The organism is Paraburkholderia sediminicola, assembly GCF_046027825.1.
Taxonomy (GTDB): domain Bacteria; phylum Pseudomonadota; class Gammaproteobacteria; order Burkholderiales; family Burkholderiaceae; genus Paraburkholderia; species Paraburkholderia sediminicola_D.
Map to the genome: position 1 here is coordinate 33,287 of NZ_JAQQDU010000010.1, position 20,692 is coordinate 53,978.

18 protein-coding genes are annotated in these 20,692 nt (G+C 60.6%); all 18 read right to left on the reverse strand.

Annotation, left to right across the window (positions count from 1 at the left end; genetic code table 11):
- Positions 1-129: 129 nt before the first annotated feature.
- On the reverse strand, positions 130-1,671 hold the full coding sequence (atpA, locus tag PQQ96_RS07650) for a F0F1 ATP synthase subunit alpha (protein WP_408290514.1): 1,542 nt from the start codon (positions 1,669-1,671) through the stop codon (positions 130-132).
- A 58-nt stretch (positions 1,672-1,729) separates the two neighbouring features.
- On the reverse strand, positions 1,730-2,269 hold the full coding sequence (locus PQQ96_RS07655; protein WP_408290516.1) for a F0F1 ATP synthase subunit delta: 540 nt from the start codon (positions 2,267-2,269) through the stop codon (positions 1,730-1,732).
- Positions 2,270-2,271: 2 nt separating this feature from the next.
- Positions 2,272-2,742, reverse strand: coding sequence for a F0F1 ATP synthase subunit B (locus PQQ96_RS07660; RefSeq protein WP_074281809.1), 471 nt, complete (start codon positions 2,740-2,742; stop codon positions 2,272-2,274).
- Between the two features lie 138 nt (positions 2,743-2,880).
- The gene (gene atpE / locus PQQ96_RS07665) at positions 2,881-3,150 is read right to left on the reverse strand and encodes a F0F1 ATP synthase subunit C (protein WP_007180033.1); all 270 of its coding nucleotides are present in this window, start codon (positions 3,148-3,150) and stop codon (positions 2,881-2,883) included.
- A 93-nt stretch (positions 3,151-3,243) separates the two neighbouring features.
- Entirely contained in the window at positions 3,244-4,095 is an 852-nt protein-coding gene (atpB, locus tag PQQ96_RS07670; protein ID WP_408290518.1) for a F0F1 ATP synthase subunit A, read from the reverse strand.
- A 175-nt stretch (positions 4,096-4,270) separates the two neighbouring features.
- Positions 4,271-4,816, reverse strand: coding sequence for an ATP synthase subunit I (locus tag PQQ96_RS07675; RefSeq protein ID WP_408290519.1), 546 nt, complete (start codon positions 4,814-4,816; stop codon positions 4,271-4,273).
- Positions 4,817-5,708: 892 nt separating this feature from the next.
- On the reverse strand, positions 5,709-6,596 hold the full coding sequence (locus PQQ96_RS07680; RefSeq protein ID WP_074281807.1) for a ParB/RepB/Spo0J family partition protein: 888 nt from the start codon (positions 6,594-6,596) through the stop codon (positions 5,709-5,711).
- 18 nt (positions 6,597-6,614) lie between these two features.
- Positions 6,615-7,406 carry a ParA family protein gene (locus PQQ96_RS07685; protein WP_074281806.1) on the reverse strand — a complete coding sequence of 264 codons (792 nt, stop codon included), beginning with the start codon at positions 7,404-7,406 and terminating at the stop codon, positions 6,615-6,617.
- A gap of 99 nt (positions 7,407-7,505) precedes the next feature.
- Positions 7,506-8,189 (reverse strand): 16S rRNA (guanine(527)-N(7))-methyltransferase RsmG, encoded by a 684-nt coding sequence (rsmG, locus tag PQQ96_RS07690; RefSeq protein ID WP_408290521.1) that lies wholly within the window; start codon positions 8,187-8,189, stop codon positions 7,506-7,508.
- The gene (mnmG, locus tag PQQ96_RS07695; protein ID WP_408290523.1) at positions 8,186-10,144 is read right to left on the reverse strand and encodes a tRNA uridine-5-carboxymethylaminomethyl(34) synthesis enzyme MnmG; all 1,959 of its coding nucleotides are present in this window, start codon (positions 10,142-10,144) and stop codon (positions 8,186-8,188) included. Before mnmG ends, rsmG begins: the two co-directional genes overlap by 4 nt.
- Before the next feature lie 175 nt (positions 10,145-10,319).
- A complete protein-coding gene (locus tag PQQ96_RS07700; protein ID WP_408290525.1) occupies positions 10,320-11,072 on the reverse strand; it encodes an ABC transporter ATP-binding protein in 753 nt (250 codons plus the stop codon).
- 11 nt (positions 11,073-11,083) lie between these two features.
- On the reverse strand, positions 11,084-12,868 hold the full coding sequence (locus PQQ96_RS07705) for a branched-chain amino acid ABC transporter ATP-binding protein/permease (protein ID WP_408290527.1): 1,785 nt from the start codon (positions 12,866-12,868) through the stop codon (positions 11,084-11,086).
- 4 nt (positions 12,869-12,872) lie between these two features.
- Complete coding sequence (locus PQQ96_RS07710; protein WP_408290529.1) at positions 12,873-13,928, reverse strand: branched-chain amino acid ABC transporter permease; 1,056 nt, start codon at positions 13,926-13,928, stop codon at positions 12,873-12,875.
- 205 nt (positions 13,929-14,133) lie between these two features.
- A complete protein-coding gene (locus PQQ96_RS07715) occupies positions 14,134-15,294 on the reverse strand; it encodes an ABC transporter substrate-binding protein (protein WP_120346424.1) in 1,161 nt (386 codons plus the stop codon).
- Positions 15,295-15,699: 405 nt separating this feature from the next.
- Positions 15,700-16,866, reverse strand: coding sequence for an ABC transporter substrate-binding protein (locus tag PQQ96_RS07720; protein WP_408290531.1), 1,167 nt, complete (start codon positions 16,864-16,866; stop codon positions 15,700-15,702).
- 519 nt (positions 16,867-17,385) lie between these two features.
- A complete protein-coding gene (locus PQQ96_RS07725; RefSeq protein ID WP_408290645.1) occupies positions 17,386-18,357 on the reverse strand; it encodes a branched-chain amino acid ABC transporter permease in 972 nt (323 codons plus the stop codon).
- Positions 18,357-19,241, reverse strand: a complete 885-nt coding sequence (locus PQQ96_RS07730; protein ID WP_408290533.1) for a branched-chain amino acid ABC transporter permease — start codon at positions 19,239-19,241, stop codon at positions 18,357-18,359. The genes PQQ96_RS07725 and PQQ96_RS07730 overlap by 1 nt, the downstream gene beginning before the upstream one ends.
- A 192-nt stretch (positions 19,242-19,433) precedes the next feature.
- Positions 19,434-20,648, reverse strand: coding sequence for an ABC transporter substrate-binding protein (locus PQQ96_RS07735; protein WP_408290535.1), 1,215 nt, complete (start codon positions 20,646-20,648; stop codon positions 19,434-19,436).
- Positions 20,649-20,692: the final 44 nt, after the last annotated feature.

The following is a 20,692-nucleotide window of genomic DNA, read 5'->3' on the forward strand; positions in this document are numbered from 1 at the left end:
TTGTCGGCCCGAGTTAGCGCTTTAGCGGTTACTCGGGTCCCATGCAAAGCGATCGAAGCAGCGCGGGTTCAGTTACCTGCGGCCCACGCCGCTTCAATGTCCATTTATGCCTTGCGGGTCACTCGCGGATCAATAAGCGCCGGACTTCTTGAAGTCTTTGAGAGCCGTATGCAGCAGGCCTTCGTCGTCCTTCGAGAGTTCCTTGGTATCTTCGATGCGCTTGATCAGGTCAGCGTGCTTCGACTTCAGGTAGTCACGCAGGCCCTTTTCGAACGGCAGCACTTGCGCGACTTCCAGATCGTCGAGGTAACCATTGTTCGCAGCGAACAGCGCAACCGCCAGTTCCCACACTTGCAGCGGCTGATACTGCGGCTGCTTGAGCAGTTCCGTCACGCGGCGACCGCGTTCCAGCTGCTTGCGGGTGGCTTCGTCGAGGTCCGAAGCGAACTGCGCGAACGCAGCCAGTTCACGGTACTGTGCCAGGTCGGTACGGATACCGCCCGACAGCTTCTTCACAACCTTGGTTTGAGCCGCACCACCCACGCGCGACACCGACACGCCGGCGTTAATTGCCGGGCGGATGCCTGCGTTGAAGAGGTCGGTTTCCAGGAAGATCTGGCCGTCGGTAATCGAGATCACGTTCGTCGGAACGAATGCCGTCACGTCGCCTGCTTGCGTTTCAATGACCGGCAGTGCCGTCAGCGAACCGCTCTTGCCCTTCACTTCGCCGTTCGTGAACTTCTCAACGTACTCTTCCGAGACGCGAGCAGCACGTTCCAGCAGACGCGAGTGCAGATAGAACACGTCACCCGGGTAAGCTTCGCGGCCCGGCGGGCGGCGCAGCAGCAGCGAGATCTGACGGTATGCCCAAGCTTGCTTGGTCAAATCGTCATACACGATCAGCGCGTCTTGACCGCGGTCGCGGAAGTATTCGCCCATCGTGCAGCCGGCGTACGGTGCGAGGTATTGCATCGCAGCCGATTCCGAAGCCGAAGCGGCCACGACGATCGTGTATTCCAGCGCGCCGGTTTCTTCCAGCTTGCGCACCACGTTCATGATCGACGAAGCCTTCTGGCCGATCGCGACGTAGATACAGAAGAGGTTCTTGCCCTTCTGGTTGATGATCGTGTCGACTGCGACTGCGGTCTTGCCGCACTGGCGGTCGCCAATGATCAGCTCGCGCTGGCCACGGCCAACCGGCACCATCGCGTCGATCGACTTCAGACCGGTTTGGACCGGTTCCGAAACCGACTTACGCCAGATCACGCCCGGTGCAATCTTTTCGATTGCGTCGGTTTTCTTCGCGTTGACCGGGCCCTTGCCGTCGATCGGGTTGCCGAGTGCATCGACCACGCGGCCGAGCAGTTCCGGACCCACCGGCACTTCGAGAATGCGGCCCGTCGTCTTGACGATGTCGCCTTCCGAAATGTGTTCGTACTCACCCAGAATCACGGCGCCGACCGAGTCGCGCTCGAGGTTCAGTGCGAGACCGAAGGTGTTGCCCGGGAATTCGAGCATTTCGCCCTGCATCACTTCCGACAGGCCGTGGATACGCACGATACCGTCGGTCACGGAGATCACGGTGCCCTGGTTGCGAACGTCTGCGCTCGCTTCAAGGCCCTGGATCCGGCTCTTGATCAGCTCGCTGATCTCAGAGGGATTGAGTTGCATTATTCGCTCCTGATAGTCAATTCTGTTGCGTGCCAGCCGCTTCAGCGCTTTAGGCGCTTCAGGCCGTCAGAGCCGTCTGCATGCTGGCAAGCCGCGCGCGGACCGAGGTATCGAGCACTTCGTCACCGACCGTCACGCGCACGCCGCCGATCAGCGACGAGTCGACTTCGACCGTCGGCTTCAGCTTGCGCTTGAATTTGCGTTCGAGACTTGCGACGAGGTCGTTCAACTGCGCGCCTTCGAGCGGGAATGCGCTGACGATCAGCACATCTGCCGCCCCTTCGCGGGCGTTCTTCAACTCTTCGAACTGCACAGCGATTTCCGGCAACAGTTGCAGGCGATGGTTATCGACCAGCATTTGCACCAGATTCTTCGCTTGCGCGTCGTCCTTGAGCGGCGACTTGACCGCAGCCAGCAGCAGTTCGCTGACCTGGGTGCGGCTTACTTTCGGGCTCGAGGCGATCGACAGCACTTCGGGCAGACGCGCAACCTGTGCCAGCTCCTGCACGAGCGTGGACCAGGCGGCGATGTCACCAGCTTCGGCCACGCCAAACAGCGCTTCTGCGTACGGACGGGCGATGGTTGCAAGTTCGGCCATGATCAGAGCTCGGCTTTCAGTTGATTCAGCAGGTCAGCGTGAGCTGCCTGGTCGACTTCGCGCTTCAGGATCTGTTCAGCGCCCTTCACGGCGAGTGCAGCAACTTCGCCGCGCAGCGTTTCGCGCGCCTTCACGACTTGCTGGTCCGCGTCGGCCTTCGCTTGCGCGATGATGCGAGCGGCTTCAGCTTGTGCTTGAGCCTTGATTTCGTCAGCGACTGTCACAGCGCGCTTTTCTGCGTCAGCAATACGTTGCTGACCGTCGTTGCGTGCCTGAGCGAGTTCCTGGTCGACGCGCTTATGGGCGGCTTCGAGTTCCGCCTTGCCCTTTTCAGCAGCCGACAAACCGTCAGCGATCTTCTTCGAGCGCTCGTCGAGGGCGTTGATCAACGGCGGCCACACGAACTTCATCGTGAACCACGCGAGGATCAGGAACACGACCATTTGCGCAAACAGGGTTGCGTTGAGATTCACGGTGTTTCCTTAAACGTTGCTAGTTCGGAAAGTGAAACGGCAAGGCGCTCATCGATTCTGTATTCGATCAGCGCCCAAGTGCCCGTTCCGCCCTGCGCCTTTACCAGTTATAGCTCAGGCGCAAACTTCCGAGGAACCTCAGCCTGCCAGCTTCGACAGCAGCGGGTTCGCGAACGCGAACAGCATTGCCACACCAACGCCAATCAGGAACGCCGCATCGATCAGACCAGCCAGCAGGAACATCTTGGTTTGCAGCGGGTTCATCAGTTCCGGCTGACGAGCACATGCTTCGATGTACTTGCCGCCCATCAGGCCGATACCGATACAGGCGCCGATTGCACCCAGGCCGATGATGATGCCGATACCGATGGCGGTCAGACCCTGGATGTTGGCGATGAAAGCTTGCATGATCACTCCTTTGTGAAAAGTCTTTTAGAACTGGTTGGAACTGGGATTTAATAAAACAAAACTAAAAACAATTCGTCGTTCGACACGCCGTGATTAGTGGCTGTCGTGTGCCTGTCCGATGTACACCAGCGTCAGCATCATGAAAATGAATGCCTGCAGGAAAACGATCAGGATGTGGAAGATCGCCCAAACCGTGCCTGCGATGACGTGGCCGATAAAGCCGAGCACTGACGCGTCCGCGCCGAAACCCCACATGCTGCCGAGCAGGGCAATCAGCAGGAACAACAGCTCACCCGCATACATGTTGCCGAACAGCCGCATGCCGAGCGAAACCGTCTTTGCGACGAACTCGATGATGTTCAATGCAAGGTTCGGGATCCACAGCAGCGGATGCGCACCGAACGGGGCCGACAGCAGTTCATGCACGAAGCCGCCTACGCCCTTGATCTTGAGGTTGTAATAAATCATCAGCGCGAACACGCCGAGCGCGATGCCGAGCGTACCGTTCAGGTCGGCAGTCGGCACGATGCGGTGATGGGGAATAGCTTGCGACAGGCCCAGCCAGCCGATCACGCGGCCCGGCAGATCGACGGGGATGAAGTCGAGCGAATTCATCAATGCGACCCAGACGAAGATGGTCAGTGCCAGCGGGGCGATGAAGGTGCGCGAGCCGTGGATCATCGACTTCGATTGATCTTCGACCATCTCGACCAGCATTTCGACCGCGCACTGGAAACGACCCGGCACGCCGGACGTTGCCTTGCGGGCCGCCAGATGGAGGATGGCGATCGTGGCCAGACCACAAACGATCGACCAGAAAAGGGTGTCCAGATTCCACACGTGAATGTCGAAAATCGACGTCTGGTGCGCGGTGGAAAAGTTCTGCAAGTGGTGCGCGATGTACTCGGACGGATCCAGAGCGCGCGTGCCTTCGCTAGCTGCCATATCGTTAATGCCACCCAAATTGTCGAAAATCGTCTCGGGCCGTTCCCGCCGCAATACTGTATTGCGGGAACACGCCGGGTGCGGATCATGTCAAATCCGCACTCCTGATGCCGGCGCTGCGCGCCGGCCTGAATTTTGTGCCGCTACTCTTGTGCTACCACTTTTCGCTACAACCTTAGCGCCACGCCAAGGCGATCCAGTAAGTCTTGAGCGCGATGAGGTAAGTCACGAGCAGCGGCACCCAGCATACGTCGTGATACCAGAAGGCGATGACGACAAACATCGCGATCGTTGTCCCCATCTTGAGCGCTTCGCCGATCATCCAGCTCATCGCTGTTTTGGCGCCGCTCAGCGTTCTAAGACGTGCCGCGAACAGCGCGCTCGGCGCCCAGCAGATCGCCCCCCCCAGGAACGCGGACAGCGCAGCAGCGCCCGGCGGCTTGTAGAACAGCCACCACACCAGCGTCGCACCCAGGGACAAAACCATTTGCGCCGCCACGACCTTGAAAGGCGTAACGCGCGATGGACGACTCACATTCGGGCCAAACAGCTTTTCAGCCTCGACCCGCGTGAGCGGAACGATATTGTTATCTTGTTGCTCGACATCCCACGCATCGTCAGTTGTAACGTGCTGACCGGTGGACGCATCGGAAACGGTGCGTTCAGCGCGGTGGTCGTCACGCCCATTCTTCGGCGCTTGATTCGACGTTTTAACCGCCATCGCAGTGTTCCGAAAGTCTTGTTCCAGCCCGCGAGCTTACGCTGCGCTTACGGGGTTGCCGTGCAATTAAATCCGGGCGATTGTAAGCGATAGTTGCAGGCAATTCAAGACTTTAGGCCGTTCAATAACCATCGTGAAAACGCTCTTCACCATGCGGGAATGCGATCTCGGTCCGCCTGTACACGGCAAATGTAAGGCGGCCGGGGGATGGCAAAACATGCCCAATGAATCGGGGAGGTTGAAGTGCCCGGATGCGTCGTTTCGACGCTGCTGCGGACGTCTCAAAAATGCAACAGACGACAATTTTTGCCAGCTTTGGTGGACATGGGGGACGGCAACGGGTAGTCGCGGGACGGCGACTATCGGCCTCCCCTTCTCATGGCACCGCAACAACGTAGCACGCGGCCGTCCGCATCGGATGATCGACGCCGCGAGCGGTCAGGCGCCGGCTACTTCATGTCGGTGCCGGCCCTGCATCGCACCCCTGCCCATTCATACGTCGGTACACAGCGCTCGTTGCCAGATCCAAACACGCGAAAGGACGGCATGTGCAGTTCTCGGCGCAGCGGTAAGACCAACCCGCAAACGACCTCGCCTGCGCGGCCAACTCAATTCGCAGAACAACCCGACCATGTCTGCGTCACCGCAAAAATGTCAGCGCTGAAAGATACATCGCAATCCTTATTATTAAACGCGGCCAATAGTTAGGATTCCACCTGACATCCACATGGGATGTCGATCAACCTGGGAGATCGTCAAACGCGCCACGCTGGCCGTAGAGGCGACCGCAGCGCCATCGCCGCCGACAACGCACGAACCACGTCAAACAGCTTGCGGGCGGGAGCGAGAGCGAGACCTCGCCAGGCGCGCAAGCATGCTCACCCCGCCATGATCAGACGGTGGCGTTACCGCGCAACCGGACAAGAATGCCTTCCAGCGCATCCAGATCGCCGAAGTCCACCAGCACCTGGCCGCGGCCGCGCCGGCCGAGCTTGATCTTGACAGTTGCGGAGAGCAGATCGGACAACTCCTCTTCGAGCCGTCGCGTGTCGCGGCCGCCGTCCTGATTGGCCCGCGCCTTTACTGTAGGCGCAGCCTTGGTGGTCGCCGTCACCAGTTTTTCGGTCTCGCGTACCGACATGCGCTTGTTGACGACCTGGTTGGCCAGGGTGATCTGCGTCGCTGCGTCGACCGCCAGTAGCGCGCGTGCATGCCCCATGTCGAGATCACCGGCCAGCAACATCGTCTGCACCGGTGCCGCCAGGTTGAGCAAACGCAGCAGATTCGACACAGCGCTGCGCGAGCGGCCTACCGACTCAGCCGCCTGCTCGTGCGTGAAATTGAACTCGTCGAGCAAGCGCTGGATGCCCTGCGCTTCTTCCAGCGGATTCAGATCTTCGCGCTGGATATTCTCGATCAGCGCCATCGCCGCGGCGGCCTGGTCCGGCACGTCCCTCACCAGCACTGGCACCTCGTCGAGACCGGCAATGCGTGCCGCCCGGAAGCGCCGCTCGCCAGCAATGATCTCGTACTTGTCCGCCGAAACCGGCCGCACGAGAATCGGTTGCATCAGCCCCTGGGCGCGGATGCTGGCCGCCAATTCCTGCAACGCACCTTCGTCCATGCGCGTGCGCGGCTGGTACTTGCCGGCCTGCAGTTTGCTGAGCGGCAGCACGTTCGGCGCACCCTCGATCGCCACCGCCTCGGTAATGTCCGCACTGCCACCCAGCAATGCTTCCAGGCCGCGGCCCAAGCCCTTTTTTCTTGCTACTGCGTTCATCGTGCTTCCTCGATCCGCTTAGGACGCCTGGGGCGCGTCATTCAACGCGCGCACCCGCTCAATCATCTCTGCACCGAACTGCACATACGCCTGCGCGCCGCGCGACGCCTTATCGAACACAACGCCCGGCAATCCGTAACTAGGCGCTTCGGCGAGACGCACGTTGCGCGGGATCACCACGTCGAACACCTTGTCCCCAAAGTGCTCTTTGAGCTGATCCGAAACTTGTTGTTGCAAGGTGATGCGCGGATCGAACATCACGCGCAGCAGGCCGATCACCTTCAGATCGCGATTCAGGTTCGCATGCACCTGCTTGATCGTGTTGACCAGGTCGGACAGCCCCTCGAGCGCGAAGTACTCGCACTGCATTGGAATCACCACGCCATGCGCGGCGCACAAGCCGTTGAGCGTCAACAGCGACAAAGCCGGCGGGCAGTCGATCAGGACAAATTCGTATTCGCTTTCGACCGCGGCCAACGCAATCTTCATTTGGCGCTCACGGTTCTGCACGCTGACCAGTTCGACCTCGGCACCCGCGAGTTCACGGTTCGCGGGCAGCACGTCGTAACCGACGGCTTCCGGACGTACCCGCGCATCCGCCACCGACACGCCATCTACAAGCACTTCGTAGACGGTGTTCGTGCATGCGGCCTTGTCGACACCGCTGCCCATCGTGGCGTTGCCCTGCGGGTCCAGATCGATGAGAAGGACTCGCTGTCCCTGCGCTGCCAAGCTCGCGGCCAGATTGACTGCCGTCGTCGTCTTGCCGACGCCGCCCTTCTGGTTCGCAACGCAGAAGATTTTTGCCATCGTTGGTGTGTCCCTTTTGCTACTGAAACTGCTTGAATAAAGTAGAAAGCGCTTCTGATATGCGGTGCATGCTGCGGACCTGCGGTGGCCCGTGACCCGTCAGGTGTCGCCGTCCACCAGAACCTTGATCAGATGCCGCTCCGCATCGAGCGACGGCACCTTCAGCCGAATGATCTGTTCCACGTGGGCCCCAGCGGGCAAGCGCTCGATCTCGCCATCCGGACGCACCCCCTTCATTGCCCAGATCGCACCCTGCTCCGCAACCAGATGACGGGCCAGTGTAACGAAATCCGCGAGCTCTGCGAATGCGCGCGACACGATTACGTCGAACTTTGCCGGTACTTCGGCGCCCGGCTGCAAAGTCTCGACGCGCCCCGTGACGACCGACAGATTGGTAAGGCCGAGCTCGGCTTTGGCCTGCGCCTGAAAAGCCGTTTTCTTGTGAACGATGTCGTTCACGGTGACGGTCCAGTCGGGCAGCACAATCGCCAAGACGATACCCGGCAGGCCGCCGCCGGAACCCACGTCCAGCACAGAGGACGCGCCGCGCGTAGCGAGATGCGGCACGATCGACAGCGAATCCAGGATGTGCTGGATAAGCATTTGCCGGGGATCGCGGATCGCCGTCAGGTTATAGACGGCATTCCACTTGGACAGCAGCGCCACGTAGTCGAGCAGTTTGCCGAGTTGTGCGTCGCTTAAATCGAGGCCGAGCTCGCGAACGCCGTCCGCCAACAACGGCGCCAATACCTCGTCACCCCTTCCCTTCTGACCCACCGTCATTGCGCCACCGGCGTGCTGTCGGTGCCGGGTTCGGCGGTTTTCGTCGAACGGCGCCCCAAGCCACGCTTCAGGTGGACCATCAGCAGGGAAATCGCCGCCGGCGTAATGCCGGAGATACGCGACGCCTGGCCGATGGTTTCGGGGCGGAATTGCGTCAGTTTCTGACGTGCCTCGAACGACAGCCCTCTTACCTCCGCGTAGTCCAACCCTTCCGGCAAACGCGTACTTTCGTGCGATTCATTCCGCTCGATCTCATCGGCCTGGCGGTCGATATAACCTTGATACTTGATGCCGATCTCGATCTGCTCCTTGATCTGGGCGAGCAGAACGTCGTCTTCGGCCAGCGTCTCGGGGGCAGCACAGGCACCCTCGCGCAAACCGCAGACGCCGTCGTATGCCACGCCCGGACGGCGCAACAGATCGGCCAGACTGTATTCGTGGTCAATCGGCTTGCCGAGCAAGGCAGTCGCTTCTTCTGCCGGCAACGTCTTAGGATTGACCCACGTCGTACGAAGGCGCTCTGTTTCACGTGAAACAGCCTCACGCTTGCGGCTGAATGCGTCCCAGCGGACGTCGTCGACCACGCCGAGTTCGCGGCCGATCTCCGTCAGACGCATATCGGCGTTATCTTCGCGCAGGCTCAGGCGGTATTCGGCACGGCTCGTGAACATACGATACGGCTCGGACACCCCACGGGTGACCAGATCATCGACCAGAACACCGAGGTATGCCTGATCGCGGCGCGGGCACCATGCCTCCTTGCCCTGTACGTGCAAGCCGGCGTTAATCCCCGCCAGCAAACCTTGCGCAGCCGCTTCTTCGTAGCCGGTCGTGCCATTAATCTGGCCCGCAAAGAACAGCCCGTTGATCACCTTGGTTTCAAGCGATGCCTTCAGCCCACGCGGATCGAAGTAGTCGTATTCGATCGCGTAGCCCGGTCGGAGAATATGCGCATGCTCCAAACCACGCATCGAACGCACGAGTTCCAGTTGCACGTCGAACGGCAGGCTGGTGGAAATCCCATTGGGATAGAACTCGTTGGTCGTCAGCCCTTCCGGCTCGAGGAAGATCTGATGCGATTCCTTCGACGCGAAGCGGTGAATCTTGTCTTCGATCGACGGGCAATAGCGCGGCCCCACCCCTTCGATCACACCCGTATACATCGGCGAACGGTCTAGCCCCCCGCGGATGATGTCGTGCGTGCGCTCATTCGTATGCGTGACCCAGCACGGCACCTGGCGCGGATGCTGTTCCACCCGGCCAAGAAACGAGAAAACCGGCACCGGATCCAGATCGCCCGGTTGCTCTTCAAGCTTTGAAAAGTCGATCGTCCGACCGTCGATGCGCGGCGGCGTCCCGGTCTTGAGGCGGCCCTGCGGCAGCTTCAATTCCTTGAGGCGTGCAGACAGCGACACCGCTGCCGGATCGCCGGCACGGCCGCCGGTGTAGTTGTTCAAACCCACGTGAATCTTGCCGTCGAGGAACGTCCCAGCCGTCAGTACCACTGCGCGCGAGCGGAAACGAATCCCCACCTGCGTCACCGCGCCGACGACACGGTCACCTTCCACGATCAGATCGTCGACCGCCTGCTGGAACAGCCACAGGTTCGGCTGATTCTCCAGCCGATGCCGGATCGCCTGCTTGTACAGCAGACGGTCCGCCTGCGCGCGCGTCGCACGAACAGCTGGCCCCTTCGACGAATTGAGGATGCGGAACTGAATCCCGCCCTCGTCCGTCGCAGCCGCCATCACACCGCCAAGCGCATCGACTTCCTTCACCAGATGGCCCTTGCCAATCCCGCCGATGGACGGATTGCAGCTCATCTGACCGAGGGTTTCGATGTTATGCGTCAGCAGGAGCGTGGTATTGCCCATGCGTGCCGAAGCCAAAGCGGCTTCGGTGCCGGCATGACCGCCGCCAACGACGATTACGTCAAATTCTGTGGGAAAAAGCATCGCGGATCTCACGCCAGATCGTCGCGTGAGCCTTTCAAAGGAAAATGTATGGGCGAATTATAACGGGTTCGGTTTAGGCCCGAATTTCGGCCGAATGGCCAGGCAACAAAAAAGCGGTGTGTTTCACGTGAAACACACCGCTTTGAACGGCAGTGACCGGGACGAAAACGGAGAACTAAGCCACTTTCTTGGCCAGCCCCAGATACGTTTCGATCACGCGCGGATTCTGCGCCAGATCAGCCGCCGGCCCTTCCAGCGCCAGTTCACCGGTTTCAAGCACGTAGCCGTAGTCGGAGATCTGCAGCGCAGCGCGTGCGTTCTGCTCGATCAGCAGCGTCGCGACACCGGTCTGCCGCAGCGCACTAATGATATGGAAAATTTCCTTCACGATCAGCGGCGCGAGACCCAGGCTCGGTTCGTCGAGCATCAGCAGATCGGGTTTGCCCATCAAGGCACGCCCAACCGCGAGCATCTGCCGTTCGCCACCGGATAGCGTCCCGGCCGCCTGCTTCCGGCGTTCCTTCAAGCGAGGAAAGAGCGTAAAGACCGGCTCGAGTTGATCGAGAAAGTTGCGCTCCCCTGCCCGCTTGCGCCGATACGCGCCGAGGACCAGATTGTCCTCAACGGTCATCGACGCGAACAGTTCGCGCTTCTCCGGCACCAGGCACATACCGCGCGCGACGCGTTTTTCGACCGGCACCGCGCTGACGTCTTCACCTTGATACAGGACTTCGCCTTTCGCATGGCCTGTGGTCGGCAATGCACCCATGATCGCGTTCAACAAGGTGGATTTGCCCGCACCATTCGGACCAATCACCGAAACGATCTGACCGGGCCGCACTTTGATTGCCGCGCCGTGCAGCGCTTCAACCTTGCCGTAGCGCACCGACAAACCGTTCACGTCGAGAATTGGACCTGCTGCATTCATCGTGTTCTCCATCACTCCACCCCGCCCAGATACGCTTCGAGCACAGCCGGATCTTGCTGGACATCCTGCGGCAGGCCTTCCGCGATCCGCGTGCCGAACTCCATCACCACCAGACGATCGGTGAGATTCATGACGAAATCCATATCGTGCTCGACCAGCAGTACGCTCATGCCTTCGGCCTTGAGGCGGCGCAGCAAGTCCGCCAATTGCAGTTTTTCCTGATACCGCAGACCGGCGGCAGGTTCGTCCAGCAACAACAGCGTCGGGTCGCAGCACAGCGCCCGAGCGATTTCGAGAATTCGCTGCTGCCCCAGCGCCAGGCTACCCGCCTCGTCGTACATATGCTGCTCAAGCCCGACGCGACGAATCTGGCGAGCCGCTTCGGCCATCAAGCGCGCTTCTTCCGCGCCGTTCAGGCGCGCAACGCTGCGCCACACACCGGCCTGGCCACGCAGATGCGCGCCGATCGCAACGTTCTCCAGCACCGTCATCCCAGGCAGCAGCTTGACGTGCTGGAAGGTACGGCCAATGCCGCGTTTGACGATTTCACGTGAACTCAGCGAATCGATACGTTCGCCGCGGAACGTGATTTCGCCACTCGTCGCTTGCAAGACGCCCGTGACCAGATTGAAGGTGGTCGACTTGCCGGCGCCGTTCGGGCCGATCAAACCGATGATCTGCCCTGCTTTCACCTCGAAGCTGACATCGTTCACCGCGACCAGCCCGCCGAACTGCTTGCGTGCCTTATCCACCGTCAGCAGGTTCTCGCCTGCTGTGGGCTTGCTGCGTTGCGGCAACGGTTCGGCATGATCCGACACATGGGCGCGCGGCCCCTTCGGGAAGAACCGCGCGACAAAAGGCCAGACGCCCTGGCGAGCGTATTGCAACAACAGCACCATCAGGATGCCGAACACGATCACTTCGAAGTTACCGTTCTCGCCCAGCAGCTTCGGCAGCAGCGTTTGCAGATAGTCCTGCAATATGGTCAGAATCGCAGCTCCGAGCACTGCACCCCAGACGTGCGACACGCCACCCACCACCGCCATGAACAGAAACTCGATGCCGTGGTTCAGACCGAACGGCGTCGGATTCACCGCGCGCTGCAGGTGCGCGTAAAGGAACCCTGAAATCGACGCCAACACGGCGGCATAGACGAAGATCACCACGCGCATCCACGCCGTATTGACGCCCATCGCTTCGGCCATCATGCCGCCGCCCCGCAATGCGCGGATCGCCCGCCCCGGGCGGCTATTAAGCAGATTTTGAACAGAAATCACCGCGCCGAGCACCACCACCCAGATCAGGTAATAGATATGGCGGCCGGACTCCATGTCGATACCAAAAACATTCAGCACCGGAATCCCATTGATGCCGTCGTACTTGCCGAGCATCTCCAGGTTGCCGAACAGATAGAACAGTGCGAGACCCCACGCGATCGTGCCGAGCGGGAGAAAGTGACCCGATAGCCGCATCGTCACGAGCCCCAGCATCAGCGCGATCAATGCCGTCACCACCACGCCCGCGATCAGCGCGAGCCACGGCGACACGCCGTAGGTCGTCGTCAGGTACGCGGTCGCATACGCGCCAATACCGACGAACGCCGCCTGCCCGAAACTCGTCATCCCGCCGATACCCGTCAGCAGGACGAGACCGATCGCGACGATCGAATACAGGCCGATGTAGTTGAGCAGCGTCACCCAGTACTCGGGTACATGAATCGGGTGCGGCAACACCGGCAAGGCGAACAGCACCACGAGGAACAGCCAGAAGAACTTGTTTTGCATGATCCGTTTCATCGTGTCACTCCTCTTCCTCTTCCGAGTGCGGGCTGGCCAGACTCCGCCACAGCAGCACCGGGATGATCAGCGTGAACACGATCACTTCCTTATAGGCGCTCGCCCAGAACGACGAATACGACTCCAGCAGACCGACGAGGATCGAACCCGCGGCGGCCAGCGGATAGCTGACCAGACCGCCGATAATCGCCCCCACGAAGCCCTTCAAACCGATCAGGAAGCCCGAGTCGTAGTAGATGGTGGTCAAGGGTGCGACAAGGATGCCGCAAAGCGCACCGAGGCCCGCAGCAAGCGTGAAGGCGAGGCGCCCTGCTTGCGTCGTGCCGATGCCGACGAGCCGCGCGCCGAGTCGGTTCACGGACGTCGCGCGCAACGCTTTGCCGGAGATCGAGCGGTCGAAATACAGATACAGCCCGCCGATCAGCACCACCGCCGTGCCGACCACCCACAGGCTTTGTCCGGAAATCGACAAGGTGCCGAGATTGAAGGTCGCATCGGAGAACGCCGTGGTGCGTGAACCCTCCGCACCGAACATCACGAGCCCGAGGCCGACCATCGCGAAGTGCACCGCTACGGCAACGATCAACAGCAGCAGCGTGGTCGCCTCCGCGATCGGTTCGTACGCGAGCCGGTAGACGAACGGCCCCATCGGAATCACGATCAGCAGCGTCAGCGCGATCTGCGCGAGCATCGGTAGCTGATGCAGGAAAACACCTTGCGTGAGCGCGTACACCGCGATCGGAAACAGCAGGTATTTGCCCACCAGCATCACCAGCGTGCGCGCCGCATGCCGGCGTCGTTCGGGATGCCGCACCAGCCCCGCTATCTCGACGACAAAGCATGCCGCGCCCATCGCCATCAGCAACCAGCACGTCGCCGGAAATTTTTGTGTCTGCAGTGCGGCGAGCGTCAGCGCACCGTACGAAACAAACTCACCCTGCGGGATGAAAATCACCCGCGTCACGGAGAACACCAGCACCAGCGCAAGCGCGAGCAGCGCGTAAATCGCGCCGGTGGTGATGCCGTCCTGCGCGAGGATCGCCGCAATTGATAGATCCATACTTCCTCGTCCTGAAGCGTCGAAATCGAAACCGGGAAATAGTCGTGGCGGCAGAACCCGCGGCCGGCCAGCGACCTGCAATGCCTGAAAAGGCGACCGCCGCGCCGGAACACGGCGCGGCGGTCGTTGCCATTGTCATCGAACAGAATGGCAATGCGGCATCATCTGCCGCAGGTTGCGCGAGAGGCGCGTATCGCTTTTGTTGTTAGTCGTTCTGCAGCTTCCACTTGCCGTCGACGATCTGCACGATCACGCGTGCACGCTTGTCGAGGCCGTTGTGGTCGGTCGTCGTGGTGTTCATGATGCCGTGCGAGACCGGCAGCTCCTTGATGTTTTCAAGCGCGCCGCGCAGTGCCACGCGGAACGCTTCGGTACCCGGCTGAGCGGTCTTCAGCGCGACCGGAATCGCCGCTTGCAGCATCTGGCCGGCATCCCATGCGTGACCGCCAAAGGTCGCCACCGAGCCCGCGCCATACGCTTTCTCATACGCTGCCTTATAGGCTTCCGACGACTTCTTCACCGGATTCGATTCCGGCAACTGATCCGCTACGAGGATCGGGCCGGCCGGCAGGAATTCGCCTTCGCAATCCTTGCCGCATACGCGCAGGAAGTCGTTGTTGGCGACGCCGTGGGTCTGATAGACCTTGCCCTTATAGCCGCGCTCCTTGAGCGTCTTGGCCGGCAGCGCGGACGGCGTGCCCGCACCCGCGATCAGCACCGCATCCGGGTTCGCGCCCATCGTCTTCAGTACCTGGCCGGTCACCGATGCGTCGGTGCGGTTAAATCGTTCGTTGGAGACGATCTTCAGATGGTGTGCCGCGGCAGCGGCGGTGAAGACGTTGTTCCAGCCGTCGCCATAGGCATCCGCAAAGCCGATGAAACCGACCGTCTTCACGCCATGGCGCTCCATGTAGTCGGCGATCGCATCAGCCATCAGGCTGTCGTTTTGCGGCGGTTTGAAGGCCCATGCGCGCTTGGCGTCCATCGGCGAGATGATCGCGGCCGATGCGGCCAGCGAGATCACCGGCGTCTTGCCTTCCGCTGCAGGGTCGAGCATCGCCAGCGAATTCGGCGTGACGGTCGAACCGATGATGGCGTCGACGTGGTCTTCGTCGATCAGCTTGCGCGTGTTCTGCACGGCCTTACCGGTATCCGATGCATCGTCGAGAATGATGTATTGCACGGTCTTGCCGCCGATCTCTTTCGGCAGCAGCGCGATCGTGTTCTTTTCAGGAATCCCGAGCGATGCGGCCGGCCCCGTGGTGGACAGCGTGACGCCGATCTTGACCTGTGCGAAGGCGGCCCCCGCGCCGCACATCAAGGCCATCGCGATACCGGTGCGTACCCATTGCTTTGTCTTCTTCATGCAAGTCTCCAAACGCTTTGAAGCGCGTATCTGTAATCCGGCTCACGGGCCGGGTGTCTGAATCTAGTTATAGGACTCAGGCATGCCAAGCATGGTTTTCCCTGCTCAGCGTCAATGCCGTCGCCACTTTGGTGCCACTCCCCTGCTGCGAACCACTACTGCGATTTCTTATGCATCAAACACTAACATGTTAGTAGTATTGCGTTCTGCATTATGCACGGTCAATAGACTCTCGCCCGAATGCGGGTTTGTCCTGAAACCAGCCGCTTTGACCGCGTTTTGACCGCTCACCCTCCGCTACCCAATCCCCTCCCCGCACCGCCATTCATCAAGCGCGGACAATAAAAAAAGACGCGTCAACTGCACGCGTCTTTTTGATGGGGTTCCGTATCGCTTCGCCTTCGCTCAGTCGCCGGACAGCTTCCACTTGCCGCCGACGATCTCCACCATCACACGCGCCCGCTGGTCGAGGCCAGCGTGGTCGTTCGCGCTCATGTTGAAGATGCCGTGGGAAGCGGGCATGTCTTTCGTGTTTTCCAGTGCCGCACGCAGCGCTTCGCGGAACGCTGGCGTGCCCGGCTGACCTTTCTTCAGCGCCAACGGAATCGCGCGTTGCAGCAGCAAGCCTGCATCCCACGCGTGACCGCCGAATGTCGACACCGAACCGGCGCCGTACGCGGCTTCATAGGCATGCTTGTACGCGAGCGAGGTCTTCTTCACCGGGTTCGAATCAGGCAACTGCTCAGCAACCAGCAGCGGACCGGCCGGCAGATAGGTGCCTTCGCAATCCTTGCCGCACACGCGCAGGAAGTCATTATTGGCGACGCCATGTGTCTGATAGACCTTGCCCTTGTAGCCACGTTCCTTGAGGGTCTTCTGCGGCAAGGCGGCCGGCGTACCCGCGCCGGCGATCAGCACCGCTTCCGGGTTCTGCGACATGATCTTCAGCACCTGGCCGGTCACCGAAGCGTCGTTGCGCGCGAAGCGTTCGTTCGCGACGATCTTGATCTTCGCGAGATCGGCCGCCTTGCCGAACTCCTTGAACCAGCTCTCGCCGTACGCATCCGCAAAACCGATGAATCCGACCGTCTTCACGCCGTGATTTGCCATATGCTGCGCGATCGCGGTGGCCATCAGAATGTCGTTTTGCGGCGTCTTGAAGACCCATGCACGCTTCGCATCCATCGGTTCAACGATGCTGGCCGCCGCGGCCATGGAGATCATCGGCGTGGTGCTTTCAGCGGCGACATCGATCATGGCCAGCGAGTTCGGCACGACGGTCGAGCCGATCAACGCGTCCACATGATCTTCGCTGGTGAGCTTGCGTGCGTTCTTGACGGCCTGGGTCGAATCGGTTGCGTCGTCCAGCACGATGTAGTCGATTTTCTGCCCTGCCACTTCTTTCGGCAGCAGCGCAATGGTGTTCTTTTCCGGAATACCGAGCGAGGCGGCCGGCCCCGTTGCCGACACCGTGACGCCGATTTTCACGTCCGCGAATGCATGGCCGCTCCATGCTGCGGATACTCCGGTGGCGACCAATGCCGCGCTGATCCAACGCAATGCCGACTTCATCCCGCTCCTCTATCTACCCCGTTATTCATTTGAATTTAAATCCGCAGATTTAAATCACCGACCCAGCGGTCGGTGAATAGCGAGTTTAGCGGACGAAAGCCCGGCGCTGCAAGCAATTTGCAGGGTAGCAACAGGCGAAATTGGGCGTGCTTCGGTGAATAAAAAAGGGTCACCGAATTAGAGGAGGAATTGAATGGCGAATAACGAAAAGCACAAATAAAAAGCGCTGTTGGATATCAATCCAACAGCGCTTTCGTCTGGGCACTGAGTGCCTCATTGTCTCCTCGTTCTCCACCTGCAAAATTCGTGGTGCATCAGAACTGCATGAAGATTAAACGAGCACCTATCGGCTTACAACTAGCAATTACCCTAGTGGTGCACTGCGGCACAAATTTGGGGCACGCTTGGTGCAGCTTGGGTCGCGGGCCGACGCTACGCACAATGCAAGATCCAGCCCGCCTGGTTTCAAGATCCTCGAATTACATCGGACACCCAAGCAATTAAAAATTCAGCGGCGCGTCAGGCACGCAATGGCCGCACTCGCGCGACGATCTCCCCGACAATGCCCCGCCGGAAGGCCAGCACACAGGCAATGAAAATCACGCCCGTCACGATGGTCACGGATTCGCCCAACGAGCGGAACCAATCGACCCCCGTGGTCGTTGCCAATGCTGTGCCGATATCGCCCAACCGGTCTTCGAGCGCAACGATCAGCGCCGCGCCGAGCAGTGGCCCGAACAGCGTACCCATGCCGCCGACGAGCGTCATCAGGATCACGAGGCCCGACATGGTCCAGTATGCGTCGCTCAGCGTCTCGAAGCCCTGCACCAGCACCTTGAGCGAACCCGCGAGACCGGCGAGCCCTGCGGACAGAATGAACGCCAGCAGCTTGAAGCGATCGGTGTCGTAGCCGAGTGACACGGCGCGCGGTTCGTTCTCCTTGATCGCCACCAGCACTTGCCCGAACGGCGAATGCACGATCCGCACGATCAGCAGAAACGCGAGCACCATCACGGCCAGCACGACAAAATACAACGTCACGTCCGACGACAGATCCAGCAAGCCGAACAGCTTGCCGCGCGGCACGCCCTGCAGGCCGTCCTCGCCGTGCGTGAACGGCGCTTGCAGGAAAACGAAGTAGACCATCTGCGCGAGCGCCAGCGTCACCATCGCGAAGTAGATACCCTGCCGGCGGATCGCAAACAGGCCGACCACCAGGCCGAGCGCCGTTGCCGCGGCGGTTCCGGCCAGCACGCCCAGTTCCGGAGAGAAGCCGAGCGTCTGCATCGCGTAGCCGGTGACGTAGCCGGCCGAGGCGAGAAACATCGCGTGCCCGAACGAGAGCAAGCCCGTGTAGCCGATCAGCAGATTGAAGGCCGCCGCGAACAATGCGAAGCACATCACCTTCATGACGAAGAGCGGATAGATGCCGAGCACGGGCACCGCAAGAAGCACGATCAGCAGCAGACCGTAGAGCACTTTTCTCTGCATCATTTTTCCTTGCCGAAGAGACCCGCCGGGCGCACCAGCAGCACGAGCGCCATGATCACGAAGACGACGGTCGCCGACGCTTCCGGGTAAAACACACGCGTCAGCCCTTCAATCACACCAAGCATCAGGCCGGTCAGAATCGAGCCCATGATCGACCCCATGCCGCCAATCACGACCACCGCGAATACGGTGATGATCATCGGCTGGCCCATCAGCGGCGAGACCTGGATCACAGGCGCGGCAAGCACGCCGGCGAACGCCGCCAGCGCGACGCCGAAGCCATAGGTGAGTGTGATCATCAACGGCACGTTGACACCGAACGCCTCGACCAGCTTCGGGTTTTCAGTGCCCGCGCGCAGATAGGCGCCAAGGCGGGTTTTCTCGATCACGAACCACGTTGCGAAGCAGACCGTGAGCGACGCCACCACCACCCACGCGCGATAGTTCGGCAGGAACATGAAGCCGAGATCGGTCGCGCCCGAGAGTGCCGACGGCACATCGTACGGCTGGCCAGACGAACCGTAGATCGAACGGAACACGCCTTCGACAACCAGCGTGAGTCCAAAGGTGAGCAGTAACCCATACAGGTGATCGAGCTTGTACAGCCAGCGCAGCATCGAGCGTTCGATCACGATGCCGAATACGCCGACGATCAGCGGTGCAAGCACCAGCATCACCCAGTAAGGCAGACCGAAATACGACAGGCCCATCCACGCGAGCATCGCGCCGAGCATGAACAACGCCCCGTGCGCGAAGTTGATCACGTTGAGCAAGCCGAAGATCACCGCAAGACCCAGGCTCAGAATCGCGTAGAACGAGCCGTTCACGAGCCCCAGCAGCAACTGGCTCAGCATTGCCGGTAGCGGAACGCCAAAGATTTCCATTGAAGCCTTAATCCCTTAAGCCATCGCCAAGGTGAGATCGGTTACACACGACCCAGCCCGCGTGCGATCGGTAAATCAACCAATCGCACGCCGCATGTGAAGCGCTTTGCTATCGGCCTGTGTACCAACGTGCCGCTATGCATCGCCCGTCAGGACGGGCATACAGACAGTCGTCTGGTTATCAAGCCACGCTCATTTCCACAACGCGCAGCGCGTTTCCGCCTTGGTTGTGAACGCCTGTTCGCCCGGGATCGTCGCTGTGATCTTGTAGTAATCCCACGGCTCTTTGGATTCGGCCGGCGTCTTCACCTGCATCAGGTACATGTCGTGGATCATGCTGCCGTCCTGACGGATGTAGCCCTTTGCGTAGAAGTCGTCGATCTTGGCCTTCTTCAGTTGCGCCATCACCTTGTCGGAGTCGGTCGAACCGACCGCCTGCACGGCCTTCAGGTAAGTCGTGGTTGCCGAGTAGTCGGCGGCCTGCAGGCTCGACGGCATCTTCTTCATCTTGTCGAAGTAGCGCCGCGCCCATGCGCGCGTTGTGGCGTCCTTGTTCCAGTACCAGCTGTCCGTCAGCACCAGGCCCTGAGTCGTTTCCAGACCCAGACTGTGGACATCGTCGATAAACATCAGCAGCGCAGCCAGCTTCATCGTCTTCGTGATGCCGAATTCCTTGGCGGCCTTGATCGAGTTGATCGTGTCACCGCCCGCATTGGCGAGCCCGAGGATCTGCGCCTTCGACGCTTGCGCCTGCAACAGGAACGACGAGAAGTCCGACGCCGACAGCGGTGCCCGCACCGCGCCCAGCACCTGGCCGCCGTTCGCTTTCACCACGTCCGACGTATTCTTTTCGAGCGCCTTGCCGAACGCGTAGTCAGCCGTCAGGAAGTACCACGTCTTGCCGCCCTGCTTTGTCACCGCCGAGCCCGTGCCCTTGGCGAGCGCCGTCGTGTCGTACGCATAGTGGACCGTGTAAGGCGTGCATTGCTCATTGGTCAGGGTGTCGGCGCCTGCGCCGATGCTGATATAGACCTTGTGCTTTTCACCGGCCACCGTGTTCATCGACAGCCCGGTTGCCGAATTCGTACCGCCGATCAACAGATCGACGCCATCGCGATCAAACCATTCGCGCGCCCGCGACGCAGCGATGTCGGCCTTGTTCTGGTGATCGGCATAGACCACCTCGATCGGCTTGCCATTGACCTTGCCGCCGAAGTCGGCCACGGCCATGCGAATCGCTTCGAGCCCGCCCTGACCGTCAATATCCGCATACAGACCCGACATGTCGGTGATGAAGCCGATCTTCACGGCATCGTCAGCGGCCTGCGCGCTGCCCATCGTCAGCGCGGCGCCGGCGGCAACCGCGAAACACAGTGTGGCAAGTCGCGCGAGTGGGTTCTTTTTCATTCCTGTCTCCTGTTTCTTCACTTGTGGTTATCAGAGGCAATCGG